Genomic DNA, 13,056 nt, shown 5'->3' on the forward strand with positions numbered 1-13,056 from the left:
AGTGAGCCCGATCAGCGCCTCAGCGGGAACGTCGTCGAGCGGTGTGCTCGAAGTTGCGCCCTACACGAACTCCGGACCTGCAGGGTGACGGCCACCCGTGGTGACTCGGGTGATGCGCGCCACGGCGTCGGCGATGTGCTTCTCTGCGTGAAGAACGACGGCGCCCTGCGCTGGCGCCAGGCGCCTTACCTGCGACTCGTCCGGCTGACCGGAGGTTCTGTCGGTAGCCGCATATATCGTCAGGATGACGAGAGAGAGGTGGTTCGGATGAGACTGACGCCGACACAGATTGACAGGGCCAGCGGTGTGCTGCTCGGCCAAGCCTGCGGGGACGCGCTGGGGGTGCCGTACGAGTTCGCGCCTGCCCTGGCCGCCGACCAGGTGCCCCGGATGACCGGTGGCGGGCTGGGCGGGTACGCCCCGGGTGAGTGGTCCGACGACACCCAGATGGCGGTGTGCATCGCCGAGGTGACGGCGACCGGGTCGTTGCCCAACAGCGATGCTGGCATGAGCCGCATCGCTGACCAGTTCCTGCGCTGGCTGGACTCGGCTCCCGCGGACATCGGGGCCCAGACCTCCACCGTGCTGCGAGCCACGCGCCAGCAGGCGGGTGGCGGGGACTACGTCGCGATGCTCGACGCCTCACGAGCCCTGCACCAGCGAACCGGCCACACCGCTGGCAACGGCGCGCTGATGCGCACCGGCATCATCGGCGTGGCCCGACTGGAGAGCCGCGACCTGACCGCCACCGCGGCCCGAGCCGTCGCCGAACTCACCCACTGGGACCCGCTCGCCGGGGACTCCTGCGTGCTCTGGACCGAGGCGGTGCGGCTCGCCGTGACCGACGGGGTGCTGGACCTGCGCTCCGGCCTGGACCTCGTGCCCGGACCGCGGCGCACCAGCTGGGCCCGGTGGATCGACCAGGCCGAGGAACGCGAGCCGGCCCACTTCACCCGCAACGGGTTCACCGTGACAGCTTTGCAGGCCGCGTGGTCGGCCATCGTGCACACCGACCACCGCGACGGCGACCCCGCCCACCTGGTCCGGGCCTTGCACGCGGCCATCCGCATCGGCCACGACACCGACACGGTCGCCGCGATCACCGGCGCACTGCTCGGCGCGCGCTACGGCGTCTCCGCGATCCCCTTGGGTCTGCGGCGCACCGTGCACGGATGGCCGCACCTGGGCGCCCGCGACCTGGTGCAGCTGGCCTACCGGACCGCCCTGCAGGGACACGTCACGTCTGGACCAGGCCGCCCGACAGATCACCACACCGCGCTGCGCGTGCCGCAGATCGACGACCTCTTGTGAAAGCGGGCACACGCATGACCACCGACATCCAATCCGCCGCCCTTCTCGCCAAGCGGATCGACACCGCCCGCGGCATGATGCTCGGCCCGGCCCTCGGAGACTCCTGGACACGCCCCCACTCCCCCGGCCAGCTCCGGCCCGCTGGCGCGGCCACCCAACTGACCTGCGCCACCGTCCACGGGCTGATCCGCTCCCTCGAACACGCCGGCCGCAACCTACCGCTCGAATTCGAGCACACCACCTTCACCGCGCTGCAGCGGTGGGCCACCGCCCAGCAGATCCCCAGCACCCGCCCCAGCCGCGCCCCGGAGCCCTGGCAGGCCACCACGCCCGGCTACACGCAACGGCGGGGCAGCGCCCCGGCCACCGAGCGCGCGCACGAAGTGCCCCACACCACCGACGGCAGGCGAGTCCTAAGCTTCTCACTGCCCGAGGCCCCCGTCGGAGGCAGCTTGGCGGACTTCACATGTCGCTGCTCGGGCCGTTGTCCCGGCCAGCTGCGTAGCCTGCCTGAACTTGAGCGGGTGAGCACGAAGATGCCGGGTCAGCGCTCGCGCCAGCCCCGGAACGCGGCCAACAGATGGGTTCGCGCCTGCCAGGACAGGTCGTCCTCGGCGACCTGGCCCGCAGCTTGGATGACCTGGCGGAACTGGTCGACGTACGTCCGACATCCTGAGCAGAGGGCCAGGTGCTCCTCGAAGCGGCGGGCGGTGAGCTCGTCGAGCTCGCCCTCGAGGTAGTCGGTCACCAGCTCGACGAGCTGCGCACAAGTGATTGCAGTCATGTTCGCTCCGTTCGCGCGGCGTGGCGCCTGCTGAAGTAGCCCTCGACCTGCTGGCGGACGAACGCGCAGGCACGGTGCAGCAGCACGCGCTGATTCCCTGGTGACAACCCCAGAATCTCGCACACCTCCTGCGGTTTGCAGCCGTCGACGTCCCGTAGGGCGATCACGACCCGTTGGCGCTCGGGAAGTTGCATGATCGCCTCTCGGATCACCCGTTCGGCTTCCCCGGACAGGGCCGCGTCCTCCGGTGACGTCCAGGGCGCGGGAAACTGCCGCCAGCCGCCGGGAAACGGCTCCTGGGGTCCCTGGAAGCGCGCCGGGTCCACGGTGGGGCCGGCGTCGAGATCAGCGGTCAGCGCGGAGAACGGCACCGTCCGCCGATCCTTGACCCCTTGGGTTCGGGCGACGTTGAGCAGGATCTGGAACACCCAGGTACGCAGCCGGGCCCGGCCCTCGAAACGGTGCAACCCGCCCAGCACCGCCATCCAGGTCTCCTGCAAGACGTCCTCGGCGGCCGACCCGGAGGACACGTGCAATCGCGCGAGCCGCAGCATGGCCGGCGACCAGGCATCAACGATCTCTGCGAACCGACGCTCGTCACCGGCCAGCAGTGCGGCAACGAGCTCGTCGTCGCTGCGTGTTCGGGGATCATCGGCACCAGCCTGCTCACCCACTCGCCCACTCTATGCCTCAGCAGATCCGGTCTAGTCGTCCGCGAACAGTGCCGACGACTCCCGCCTACGGGACTGCCGCGCGGGCGGGCAGTGATCTCGGTGTAACGCCCGGAGGCCGAACCGAGACTGACCAGTCAGCGTGGCTCACCGGAACCCGCGGCACACCATCCACACCGCACGGAAAGCAATGATCATGAACAAGCCAACCCGCAGCATCGTCGCCTCAGCATCCCTGGTCGGGGCGCTGAGCCTCGTATTCCCGGCGGGCGTCGCATCGGCAGCATCCCCGCAGGCGCAGGTGTCCTCCACACGGCATACGGTCATGATCCAGACCAACTCCCTGACCGGCAACCGGATCGCGGTCTACGACCAGGCGCCCGACGGCACCCTGACCCGCGCCGGCAGCTACTCCACCGGTGGCCTCGGCGGCCAAGCCTCTAACTCCGTGGCCGACTACCTCGCCTCACAGGGATCGCTGGTCTACAACGCCCGCCAGCACACCCTGCTCGCGGTGAACGCTGGCAGCAACACCCTCTCCGTGTTCAAGGTCCGCGGAGACCGGCTCACCCGCCGTCAGGTTCTGCCCTCCGGAGGCAGGTTCCCGGTCAGCATCGCGGTGAACGGCGACCTCGTCTACGCGCTCAACGGGGGCGGCGCCGGAACCGTCGCCGGCTTCCGCCTGAACCACGGCCGCCTGCGCCACATCCACGGCTCGGTCCGCCACCTCGAGCTTGCGAACACGACCCCGCCGAACTTCCTCACCTCGCCCGGACAGATCGGATTCACCCCAGACGGACGGAACCTGCTCGTCACCACCAAGGCGGCAACGAACAGCATCGAAGCCTTCCGAGTCACCCCACGCGGTCTGCTCTCGGAACATCTCGCGAGCACCGCAGCGTCGACACCGGTGCCGTTCGCCTTCACGTTCACTCCCAACGGGCACCTCGTCGTCGCCCAAGCCGGCAACAGCACGCTCGGCACCTACGCGGTGCACCCCGACACCCGCCTCACCCCGATCGGCTCCCTCAGCGACGGTCAGCAAGGGCTGTGCTGGGTCACCCGCATCCAGAACCACTACTACGTCGCCAACGCCGGCAGCAACACCATCAGCGCGTACACCGTCTCGCCCCGTGGCATCCCGGCACTACTCGGCAGCACCGGTGTCGTCGCAACCACCGACGCCGGGCCCATCGACATGGCTGCCTCTCCCGACGGACAAACCCTCTACGCCCAGGCCGGCGCCGCCGGACGCATCGACACCTACCGCGTCAACCGCGACGGCACCCTGACCCGCATCGGCAGCATCTCAGGGCTCCCCACCGGCATCGAGGGGATCGCCGTCCACTGAGCGTGGCCCGACAACGGGCCGCCACCGGCGCCGGCGGCCAGGCCCGACCGTACTTGTGCTGGAGGAGAGGGACCGGACTACGACGTGTCCGGGCCGAGGTGGCGACGACAAGGCCGTACCGTCGGTTGTCAGGTCCGGTCGACACCAGTCGCGTTCCCCCGTCCACCCGGTCCGCGCGGGGAAAGGACGCCTTCGATGAAGTCGCCGGTGAGCTCCTCAAAATGGCGGAGGGTTTCATCGGGTAGGTCACGCAGCGGTCCCTCGCCGGTGAGCACCGCCAGCCCATGGACGGTGGACCAGATGGGGTATTCGACGCCGGCGCGCCGCCGCCGGTTGAGCACCCGGGCGTCGGCCAGTTCGTCCAGCACCGCGCGAAGTTGATCGAACGGCATGGGAACTCGGCCGGTGCCGCGGTCGGGGCCCTCGTAGTCATGCTGAGGAGGGAGCGCGAACGCGGTCGCGAACAGTCCCGGCTCGGCGCGGGCGAACGCCAGGTATGCCCGGCCGACCGCGCGCAACCGGTGACGTGCTGCGACTGGGTCGCCATACCTACCGCGCACGCGGCCGACGGCAGCGGCCATGCGTGCGGCGAGTTCTCGCATGGCCGCCGTGCAGACCGCGGCGAGCAGCTCCTCGCGATCGGCGAAGTGCCGGTATGCGGCGTTGGGCACCACCCCCACCCGCCGGGCCACTTCCCGCAGGACGACGGCGTCCGGGCCTCCAGCTCGCGCCAGTTCGAGTCCTGCGCTGACCAAGCCGTCCCGGACGGCACCTCGAGGATGCCGCCGGGCTGTGGTTCTCCCACCGGTTGATTCGCTGTTCATGTCGACAAACTAGTGGACAGCGTCCACACAACCGAAGCCGGAGGAGACTCTGATGGACAGGACCAAGATCCCAGTTGAGACACGACCGGGACATGCGCCGGTGACGGCGGCTGAGTGGTTCGCCGGCGGGCGGCGGGTCTGGTACGACCCGGCACCTGCGCGCGTCCCGACCGGGAAGCAGCGCGCTGCGGCTCCCGACGCGCTCAGGGTTTTCGAGCGCATCACCGCTGCGGCGCCGGGAACGGACCAGGACGCCGTGTGGCTGACGATGCTCCCCGGGTTCCCGGACGGGTCCTACGGCTGGGCGCAAGTGGATCGCCTGCTCGGCGGTGATCTCGCCCCGCGGTTGTATGTGGAGCCAGTGGGGAAGGGTGACTCGGACAAGCCCCGGGACTACCGGTACTCCACTTACGAGCGGGCAGACCTGGTCCAGGCACTGTGGCGACACCATGGCGTGCGCCGGACCGTCGTGGTCACCTTCGACTACACCTCGTTGGCGCTGTTGGAGCTGCTGCGCCGCCAGGCGGAACGGACCTCTTCCGGCGGCACCGCCGGGACGGTGATCGTGGCCGCGTTCATGATCAATGGTGGCCTGTTCGCCGACGCGCACAGCCACCCGTGGCAGGGCACGCCGCTACTGGCCAGCCCGCTTGGGGCGCTGGGGATGCGGCGGTGGCAGAGCTCGCCACGCGCCTTCGCCGCTTCCATGCTGCGGGCCCGGATGTACTCGCGCGGTTACCGGCCCGGTCCGGAGGAGCTCAGCGAGCTGTGGTCGGCGATCACCCGACGGGAGGGAGCTGCCTTCGCCCACAACGCCGCCGGCTTCGTCGCCGAGCACCACCGCCACGCCGACCGGTGGGACCTGTCCGCGATCATCCGCGACCTCGATGACACGGTCGCCCTCTATGTCGGCGGCAGCGACGAGGACCCCTATGAACACCGGCAGATCCCTGCCACCCGGCAGCGCGTACCCCAAGCGCAGGTACTCACCTTCCCCGGCGGCCACCTGACCACCAGCGAGCAGCCGCACCTGCTCGCCGCGGCAATCCGAGGCATCGCTGCCCGCCACGGAGTCGGGACCGCCGGCACCGGCCCAGCCCTTACCCAGACCCTGCCCAGATCGGGAGCCACGCCATGACCTACACAGAGACCGGCCTCATCACCACGATCGAACAACGCACGGGAACCCAGCTGGCCGCCCTCACCCAGTCGCAGCTCGACGGGATCGACCAGTTCCACGCCGGCGGAGCCGCCGCCGTGGACCGGATATTGCCAGGCCTCAAACTCGCCCCCGGCATGACCGCGCTCGACGTCGGCTCCGGACTTGGTGGCCCGGCCCGGCAAATCGCCCGCTCGACCGGCTGCGCGGTCGTCGGCGTGGACACCGCACGGTCCTACGTCGACGCCGCAACGGCCATGACGCAGGCTGCCGGCCTGGCCGGACAGGTCAGCTTCTCCTGCGCTGATATCACCGAGGTCGAGCGAGGCGACTTCGACGCCGCCTACACCATGCACGTCCAGATGAACATCGCCGACAAGACGGGGTTCTTCCACCACATCGGGGGTCGGCTCCGGCCAGGGGCAAGGCTGGCGACCTTCGAGGTCTGTCAGAGCGGTCGAGACAAGCCCGAGGTCCCTCTGCCATGGTCGCTGGATGGCGACGACAGCTTCCTCACGACACCCGCTGACCTGCGCCCGACCATCGAAGGCAGCGGGTTCGAGACGATCGAATGGGTGGACGAGACCGCCTGGGCCCTGGAGTGGTTCCACGAGCTCGCGGTGCCCTCGAGCGCTGACGGCGCAGCCATGTTGCCCACACTGCTGACTAACGGTCCAAGGCGCATGGCGAACTTCACCAGAGCCCTGGCCGACGGCACCCTCACCGTGCACCGCGGTGCATTCACATTCGTGGGCCCGAGGGATCATGGCCGTCAAGATGCTTAGCGAGCGGGTCTTCCTGTGCTGGCGTGTTGGGGGCCGTCCGGCTTCCTCCGACTACTTCTCCCTGACGGCGTGCAAGAGGGTGACACCGAGCCATGGGCCGCCGTACCAGTACCCGGGTCCGAGCGATGGCCGGGTTCCGTTACCGGGGCATGACCCCGACCGGCCTACGGGTGATCCCACCCCCGGGCGTGACGCTCGCGTTGATGTTCGGCCCCGTTTTCATCACCGTAGGTGGTGCCACGGGCCGCCAGCTGCACGGAAGCTTCGTTGCCGGGCTCGGGTTCGAACCGATGCAGGTGCATCAGGCAGAGAGTTTCGCGTGTTTGCAGGTGCGCCTGTCGCCAGTGACCGCGGGAGCGGTTCTGGGTGCCAGTCAGCCGAACTGGGCGGGGCCGTGATCGCCCTGGACGAGCTGCGGGGAAGCGAGGCATCACGAATCGCCCGGCAACTCGAGGATGCCCGCTCCTGGCAGGAACGTTTCGCGTTGACCGATGAACTCCTGGCCCGCCGACTCGAGCTGAGGCCCCCGGTGGACGCGGAGGTCTCCCATGCCGGGGACCGGGTCGTCGGCAGTCGCGGCCGACCGTGGCTTCACCGACCAGTCCCACCTGCACCGAGATGTTCAGGCGCTCACCGGGCTCACGCCGGCGACCGTGGCCGACGAACCGTTTCTGACCGTCGATTGCGTCGCGTGGCCCGACGCTTGGCAGCACACCACCGGCTCCCGAGAGGTGTGACCCGCGGTCTCGAGGCCCGACGGGACGGTTGCTCCGCAGTAGTGTCGCCGCCGCGATGCAACGCTCACTGTGGCAGGCTGAACTCGCCAGCCCTTACTCGTACACGAATGGGAGCGCCCATGTCACGCATTGCCGTCACGTCGGAGCGTGGCGTGGCCGTCGGTCCCTACTCGCAAGCCATCGACACGGGCCAGTTGGTCTTCCTGTCCGGGCAGACGCCGTTGGACCCACACACGGGCACGTTGGTGGAGGGTGGCCCCGGTCAGCAGACCGGCAGATGCTTGAACAACCTCGTCGCCGTGCTCTCTGCTGCCGGCCTGACGACCGACGACGTCGTGAAGTGCAACGTCTATCTGACCGACATGGACGACTTCGCCGAGATGAACCGCGTGTACGCGTCGTACTTCGCGCAGCCGCCCCCCGCACGTACCACGATCGCCGTGGCTGGCCTGCCTCTCGGCGCACATGTCGAGATCGAGATGGTCGCCGTACGCCCGTGATGGCGAGGCGGAAGCCCAAGCTACGGCCGTAGGCTCAGTCGCGGGAGCCTGGGCCGCCCCTGTAGTCGTAGTCATCGTCGTCCTGGCCGGGTACGGGCAGGGTTTGTTCCCAAGCATCCGCCTGGTCTACCTCGTCGGTCTCATCGCGGCGATCCTCGGTGTGGTCGGTGGTCTCGGGGACGGCCGGGGTGGCCTGCTCGGCGGCGTCGGCCTCGGGCACGGCGGCGGTGGGGTCAACGGGCTCGTCGTTGCCGCCCGGGGTGGTCGTCGGTGTCATGACCGGTTTTCTCCCTTCGTGGTGGCGGCATCATCCGTACTGTGCGTGGTGTCGTGGCCGTGGTTGCCGGTGGGCTCGCGGTTCTTCAGCCGGTGGTGCAGCCGGCCGTTCTCGTCTTGCAGGTCCAACACCATGGCGATGCCGGCCAGGTTGAGCCCGTCGCCGAGCAGGGCACCGATGCGGCGCAGCCGGTCCAGGTCGTCGGCGCTGTAGCGGCGGGTGCCCCCAGCGGTCCGGTCGGGTTCGAGCAGCCCGCGGGACTCGTACATGCGCAGTCGCTGGGCGTCCATGCCGGCCAGCTCGGCAGCCACCGAGATCCCGTACACGCCCTTGTCCGGGTCGACCGGGCTCACTGGGATTCCTGCATGGCCGTCTCGGCCGCGGCCAGCAGCGGCGCGGCGGCGCGCTCGGCGGCCTTGTCCGGCCCCGGCCGGGTGCCCAAGTCCCCGGGGTCGGTGAATGTGACTGCGGGACTGGCCCGGCGGGCGGTCAGTTCCACCGCCACGTGCGCCCGCCCACAGTCCGGGCACAGCACCGCTCCGGGTGCGGTCGGGTCGGGACAGGGCACCCCGTCGTGGAAGTAGTAGTCCCGGGCATGGCCGTGCCCGTCGGTCACGTGCTGCACGTCGAAGTCGTCCGACCAGCTGCGGCCACAGCCGCAGGTGAAGGCCAGCCGCTCCACCGACACTTCTGTGAGGACCATGTCAGCCACCTGTTTCCTTCGTCGGCTCTTCTTCCTTGGGCTCTTGCCTGAGTATCCCACACGTGCTATAAGAAATCTATGTGAGCCACGACAGGAAACCAGGTGGCTTGAGAGGCTCTTGGAAGGAGTGTTCACCAATGGCACAGATGTTGATGCGCACCGACCCGTTCCGCGAGCTGGACCGGCTCACTCGACAGATGTTCAACGGCAACGGCTCGCTGGCCCACCCGGCGGCGATGCCGATGGACGCCTGGCGTGAAGGAGACAGGTTCGTGGTCGAGTTCGATCTGCCCGGGGTGGATCCGGGCGCGATCGATTTGGACGTCGAGCGCAACGTGGTCACCGTCAAGGCGGAGCGCCCCGCCCGGGAGGACGCCGGGGAGATGATCGCCGCCGAACGAGCCCGCGGCACCTTCAGCCGCCAGCTGGTACTCGGCGACAACCTGGACACCGAGCACATCGAGGCCGGCTACGACGCTGGCGTGCTCACCCTGAGGATCCCGGTGGCCGAGCAGGCCAAGCCCCGCAAGATCCAGATCAGCAGCGGGCAGGGGGGCGCCCAGGCGATCAACACCTGACCGGCCACGAGCAACAAGAGGTGGTCTCCCATGATGGCCACGACCGAAGGCGCCGGTGTCCGCGTCGAGGACGCCGCCGAGCAAGCCGTCGCTGAGCAGTTCTGGGCCCTGGTGGCCGCCGATGAGGAGCTGCTGAACGCGCAGTTCGAGGCGATCATCGCCGCTGAATGGCCCAGCCCACCGCAGCGGGCGGCCGGTCAGGGCATCGGCCAGCAGCCGCCGGGCGAGCCGGGGCACGCGCCCACGCATTCCGTGCGTCCGCCCGGCTGCCCGGCCCGCCCCGGCATCGATGGCTGGTCCCGACAACGCTCACCGCCCGCGACCGACAGGCAACCCGGTGGACCGGTGGGCTGCACCGGTGGCACCACTGCACCGCCCCCTACAAGCAGATGAGGAGGTGATCAGGTCAGCGCCGCTCACCGAGTACCCGGGCGGCCGCTGGTTCCGCGCGCAACGGCTCTTCTTCGTCGCCCAACCACGTCAGGTGGCGACACGCACTCACGGCGAACTCGTGTTACCCGGCGCGCCCTACCAGCGGTTCCACGCCCCACCCGGCGGGTCGTGCCCCTCGAAACGGTGGGGCACGACCCACCGCTGTCCACCGGCACGCTGCCGGGCTCGGTGTGCGCAGCCGACACAGCACGCCGATGACCACAGTGGATCCGCGATTGGACCTGTACCGGCTGCTGGAGGTGGACCCGGCCGCCACCACCGCGCAGATCGCGCGGGCCTACCGGCGTCTGGCCCGACGCTGGCACCCCGACGTGGCCGCCTCCCCCGGCGCCGCCGAACACTTCGCCCAGATCACCGTCGCCTACCGGGTCCTGTCCGACCCGGCCAGCCGCGCCCGCTACGACGCCACCCGCCCCACCAAACCGACACCTCCCTCCCGGCCGACCCGGGCCACCGGCGGCACCTGGCGCCCCCCGTGGACAGGACGCAGCACCCGCCCCGACCCCGCCGCGTTCTGGCTGGGTGGCCCCAGCTTTGCCCACGCCTCCACACTCAACCCCGAACCGACCGGTCAACACACCGACTCCGGCATCGACGCCGAAGTGGAGATCAGCCTGGAGGAGGCCTACCGCGGCACCCGCCGCACCCTGACGGTGACCGGGCCACACGGCACTGTCACCATGCCGGTCACCATCCCACCCGGCGTCCTCACCGGCCAGCGGCTGCACGTGCCGGTCAACCACCTCCCCGGCGGGCACGACGGGCAGCCGGTGGTGCTGCAGGTGCGGCTCACCGAGGACACGCGCTACCGCGTCGAGGGCCGCAACGTGCACGTGGACCTGCCGCTGGCTCCCTGGGAAGCCGCCCTCGGCGGAACCGTCACCCTCCAGGCGCCCGCAGGGCAGCTCCAGCTCCAGATACCGACCGGCACCTCCTCCGGAACCGTGCTCACCATCTCCGCTGGCGGGCTACCCAACCCCGACGGTCCCGCAGGGGACCTGCACGCCCATGTGGCCATCGCCGTCCCCTCTCCGCTCAGCCCCACCGAACGACGACTGTTCACCCAGCTTGCCCACACCTCCACGTTCCGCCCCCGCATGAAGCAGGAGCCCCAGCCATGACCGCGCCCTCCGGAGAAACACACGCACCCGCCGCGAGACACACCCCGCGGCGGCACCCGGCCCTAGCAATTCGCGTCGCCTCCCCCGGCGCCCGGCTCAATCCCACCTGACAAGCCTGAGCTGCGACGAACCACTCCCGACCCAGCGCCCCCTGGTCGGCGATCTGTGAACGCTTGGCAGCGGAACCTGTTGTATCGCTGAATGGCGATGAAGGGGAGATTCACCATGATCCCGTAACTGATCAACAGGACGGTCGCGAGCGGTCGGTTCCAGAGCGCGAACAGGGGACCACACGTCAGCGCCCACCAGTGGGCAAGTTCTGCACGACGGGTTTCGCGGATGAAAAGCGTCACCCCGTCGCCGGTTGGTGCCGGGAGTTGCGACTTGCTGATTCCACCGTGGAAGAGGTTGCCCGCCTCTGGCACTCAGCCTTTCCAGGAGTTGATGCGCAAGCGGCGCCGGTACCACCGACCAGAATCCTCAAATCCTCGGGGCCGAAGCAGCCACCCATCGTGGTCCAGGTGCCGGTCTGTGAGGCGATGGGCGGCGTAACCGGTAGCAGTGTGGCAGGCCCCCCACGCCAAGATGTCGACGGCGACGGTGACGCGCACTGGCATGATGAACTCAAGCATCGGTGCCTTCCCACTGTTGTTTCCGGCGGGGCAAGCGGATGCTGCGGCCGCGCCAACGCACTGCCCCCCGTCCGTAGGTGAGGTACGCCGACCGCGTGAACAGCAGTGCGAACGCCAGCAACGGTATGGGGAACATCGCCCATGTCCACCACCGGTACGAACCGATCCGTCGGAGGATGTTCCGAAACTGCAGCGCCAGGCCGACCCATGCGACAGCCCACAGGAACCACGGACCGGTGAGGAGCCATCGTCCTCCGGTGACGAGGGAGAGGATCGTCAGCAGCCCGCCGACGCCTGTAGCGAAGTGGCAACAGACCCACGCGGCGGCACCGGCAGCGGCCCGTCGATCTGCCCGCTCGGCGCCCGAGGCGATGTTCTTCGTCCAACCTTCCATCAGTTGGCGGAAGCCGTTCGGATACATCCGCATCCGGAGCGACGTCCCCCCGATGAAGCATCGCACCGAGAGGCCGGCACGCGCGTAGACGGTGGCCAACTGCACATCGTCGAGTATGGCGTCCCGTACCACCGTAGGGCCTTGCCCCCAATTCGTAGACACAGGGGTGGATTACGCTGCCGCCGGAAGTGTAGCGGCGTGTGCTGCCTCGTAGTCAATCGGTGAACGGTAGCCGCACCAGGAGTGCCTCCGGCGGGTGTTGTAGCGGGTGAGCCAGCCGAAGAGTTGGCGACGGCAGGTGACCTCGTCGGGCCAGCTGTTGGCGTCTTGCAGTATCTCTCGTTTGACGGTGGCGTTGAACGATTCCGCGAGGCTGTTGTCGGCACTGGTCCCGACCGCGCCCATGGACTGTTTGACGCCCAGGTGAGAGCATAGGGCAGCGAAATCCTTTGAGGTGTATTGCGATCCGTGGTCGCTGTTAAACCGAATTCGGTTTAGCAGCGATTACACCGAGGTTGAGGTTAAGCCGAGGAATCGGGAACTGGCCTGTGCCTGGGCGCTGGCCGTGTGATTCCTCGGCTTAACGATTGGTGCTATCGGAGGCTGTAGAGGGCTTGGAGGGTGTCTTCGCTGAGTCGTTCGGCGCCGGTGTTGGTGATGGCGGGGGTCGCGGCGTTGACCGCTTCGCGCATCATGTCGGACAGAGCCCCGCGGGGTGGTGGGCTTTGAGGGGGTCCTCGGTGCCCTACTCGCCGCTGTCGATGGCGGCGTGCTCA

The 13,056-nt window shown here is 69.0% G+C and carries 18 protein-coding genes and 1 pseudogene; 10 read left to right on the forward strand and 9 right to left on the reverse strand.

What is annotated here, in order from left to right:
* The first annotated feature begins 267 nt into the window (after nucleotides 1-267).
* A complete protein-coding gene (locus FCN22_RS09020; protein WP_137121211.1) occupies nucleotides 268-1,311 on the forward strand; it encodes an ADP-ribosylglycohydrolase family protein in 1,044 nt (347 codons plus the stop codon).
* A gap of 544 nt (nucleotides 1,312-1,855) precedes the next feature.
* Here the strand turns inward: FCN22_RS09020 and FCN22_RS09025 are convergent.
* Together FCN22_RS09025 and FCN22_RS09030 are read right to left on the reverse strand one after the other, a co-directional pair.
* Nucleotides 1,856-2,095, reverse strand: a complete 240-nt coding sequence (locus tag FCN22_RS09025) for a zf-HC2 domain-containing protein (protein WP_137121212.1) — start codon at nucleotides 2,093-2,095, stop codon at nucleotides 1,856-1,858.
* Entirely contained in the window at nucleotides 2,092-2,769 is a 678-nt protein-coding gene (locus tag FCN22_RS09030; RefSeq protein WP_238384626.1) for an RNA polymerase sigma factor, read from the reverse strand. The genes FCN22_RS09025 and FCN22_RS09030 overlap by 4 nt, the downstream gene beginning before the upstream one ends.
* 193 nt (nucleotides 2,770-2,962) lie before the next feature.
* On the opposite strand from FCN22_RS09030, the gene FCN22_RS09035 reads away from it, so the two are divergent.
* Entirely contained in the window at nucleotides 2,963-4,117 is a 1,155-nt protein-coding gene (locus FCN22_RS09035; protein ID WP_162308168.1) for a lactonase family protein, read from the forward strand.
* Nucleotides 4,118-4,245: 128 nt separating this feature from the next.
* On the opposite strand, the gene FCN22_RS09040 is transcribed toward FCN22_RS09035, so the two are convergent.
* Nucleotides 4,246-4,941, reverse strand: coding sequence for a TetR/AcrR family transcriptional regulator (locus tag FCN22_RS09040; RefSeq protein ID WP_137121214.1), 696 nt, complete (start codon nucleotides 4,939-4,941; stop codon nucleotides 4,246-4,248).
* Nucleotides 4,942-4,993: 52 nt separating this feature from the next.
* Between FCN22_RS09040 and FCN22_RS09045 the strand changes: the two genes are divergently transcribed.
* From FCN22_RS09045 to FCN22_RS09060, 5 genes are all read left to right on the forward strand, one after another.
* On the forward strand, nucleotides 4,994-6,079 hold the full coding sequence (locus FCN22_RS09045) for an alpha/beta fold hydrolase (RefSeq protein WP_137121215.1): 1,086 nt from the start codon (nucleotides 4,994-4,996) through the stop codon (nucleotides 6,077-6,079).
* Entirely contained in the window at nucleotides 6,076-6,885 is an 810-nt protein-coding gene (locus tag FCN22_RS09050; RefSeq protein WP_137121216.1) for an SAM-dependent methyltransferase, read from the forward strand. Before FCN22_RS09045 ends, FCN22_RS09050 begins: the two co-directional genes overlap by 4 nt.
* 149 nt (nucleotides 6,886-7,034) lie before the next feature.
* The gene (locus tag FCN22_RS21865; RefSeq protein ID WP_202911485.1) at nucleotides 7,035-7,283 is read left to right on the forward strand and encodes a hypothetical protein; all 249 of its coding nucleotides are present in this window, start codon (nucleotides 7,035-7,037) and stop codon (nucleotides 7,281-7,283) included.
* A 150-nt stretch (nucleotides 7,284-7,433) separates the two neighbouring features.
* A complete protein-coding gene (locus tag FCN22_RS21870; protein WP_202911486.1) occupies nucleotides 7,434-7,622 on the forward strand; it encodes a hypothetical protein in 189 nt (62 codons plus the stop codon).
* Between the two features lie 119 nt (nucleotides 7,623-7,741).
* Complete coding sequence (locus tag FCN22_RS09060; protein WP_137121217.1) at nucleotides 7,742-8,122, forward strand: RidA family protein; 381 nt, start codon at nucleotides 7,742-7,744, stop codon at nucleotides 8,120-8,122.
* A gap of 34 nt (nucleotides 8,123-8,156) precedes the next feature.
* Here the strand turns inward: FCN22_RS09060 and FCN22_RS09065 are convergent, their stop codons facing one another.
* Genes FCN22_RS09065 through FCN22_RS21585 form a run of 3 tightly spaced genes read right to left on the reverse strand, consistent with a single transcriptional unit; the run spans nucleotide 8,157 to nucleotide 9,102 of the window.
* Nucleotides 8,157-8,399, reverse strand: coding sequence for an Rv3202a family protein (locus FCN22_RS09065; RefSeq protein ID WP_137121218.1), 243 nt, complete (start codon nucleotides 8,397-8,399; stop codon nucleotides 8,157-8,159).
* Nucleotides 8,396-8,752: a MerR family transcriptional regulator gene (locus FCN22_RS09070; RefSeq protein ID WP_238384629.1), complete on the reverse strand. Its 357-nt coding sequence runs from the start codon at nucleotides 8,750-8,752 to the stop codon at nucleotides 8,396-8,398. The genes FCN22_RS09065 and FCN22_RS09070 overlap by 4 nt, the downstream gene beginning before the upstream one ends.
* Nucleotides 8,749-9,102 (reverse strand): hypothetical protein, encoded by a 354-nt coding sequence (locus tag FCN22_RS21585; protein ID WP_162308169.1) that lies wholly within the window; start codon nucleotides 9,100-9,102, stop codon nucleotides 8,749-8,751. The genes FCN22_RS09070 and FCN22_RS21585 overlap by 4 nt, the downstream gene beginning before the upstream one ends.
* Nucleotides 9,103-9,248: 146 nt before the next feature.
* Here FCN22_RS21585 and FCN22_RS09075 point away from each other — a divergent pair, with 146 nt between their 5' ends.
* The 3 genes from FCN22_RS09075 to FCN22_RS09085 all read left to right on the forward strand — a co-directional run bounded on the left by FCN22_RS09075 (nucleotide 9,249) and on the right by FCN22_RS09085 (nucleotide 11,254).
* Complete coding sequence (locus tag FCN22_RS09075) at nucleotides 9,249-9,680, forward strand: Hsp20/alpha crystallin family protein (protein ID WP_137121237.1); 432 nt, start codon at nucleotides 9,249-9,251, stop codon at nucleotides 9,678-9,680.
* A gap of 30 nt (nucleotides 9,681-9,710) precedes the next feature.
* Nucleotides 9,711-10,073 (forward strand): hypothetical protein, encoded by a 363-nt coding sequence (locus FCN22_RS09080; protein ID WP_137121219.1) that lies wholly within the window; start codon nucleotides 9,711-9,713, stop codon nucleotides 10,071-10,073.
* 254 nt (nucleotides 10,074-10,327) lie between these two features.
* The gene (locus FCN22_RS09085) at nucleotides 10,328-11,254 is read left to right on the forward strand and encodes a DnaJ C-terminal domain-containing protein (RefSeq protein ID WP_137121220.1); all 927 of its coding nucleotides are present in this window, start codon (nucleotides 10,328-10,330) and stop codon (nucleotides 11,252-11,254) included.
* A gap of 62 nt (nucleotides 11,255-11,316) precedes the next feature.
* Here the strand turns inward: FCN22_RS09085 and FCN22_RS22790 are convergent, their stop codons facing one another.
* From FCN22_RS22790 to FCN22_RS09095, 3 genes and pseudogenes are all read right to left on the reverse strand, one after another.
* Nucleotides 11,317-11,679 carry a glycosyl-4,4'-diaponeurosporenoate acyltransferase CrtO family protein gene (locus FCN22_RS22790; RefSeq protein WP_373681293.1) on the reverse strand — a complete coding sequence of 121 codons (363 nt, stop codon included), beginning with the start codon at nucleotides 11,677-11,679 and terminating at the stop codon, nucleotides 11,317-11,319.
* Nucleotides 11,680-11,878: 199 nt separating this feature from the next.
* A complete protein-coding gene (locus tag FCN22_RS09090) occupies nucleotides 11,879-12,385 on the reverse strand; it encodes a hypothetical protein (RefSeq protein ID WP_137121221.1) in 507 nt (168 codons plus the stop codon).
* 66 nt (nucleotides 12,386-12,451) lie between these two features.
* Nucleotides 12,452-12,763: pseudogene (locus FCN22_RS09095) on the reverse strand (integrase core domain-containing protein); the annotation flags it as partial.
* Between the last annotated feature and the right edge of the window lie 293 nt (nucleotides 12,764-13,056).

Origin of the sequence: Segeticoccus rhizosphaerae (assembly GCF_005222685.1) — a bacterium.
Taxonomy (GTDB): Bacteria; Actinomycetota; Actinomycetes; order Actinomycetales; family Dermatophilaceae; genus Segeticoccus; species Segeticoccus rhizosphaerae.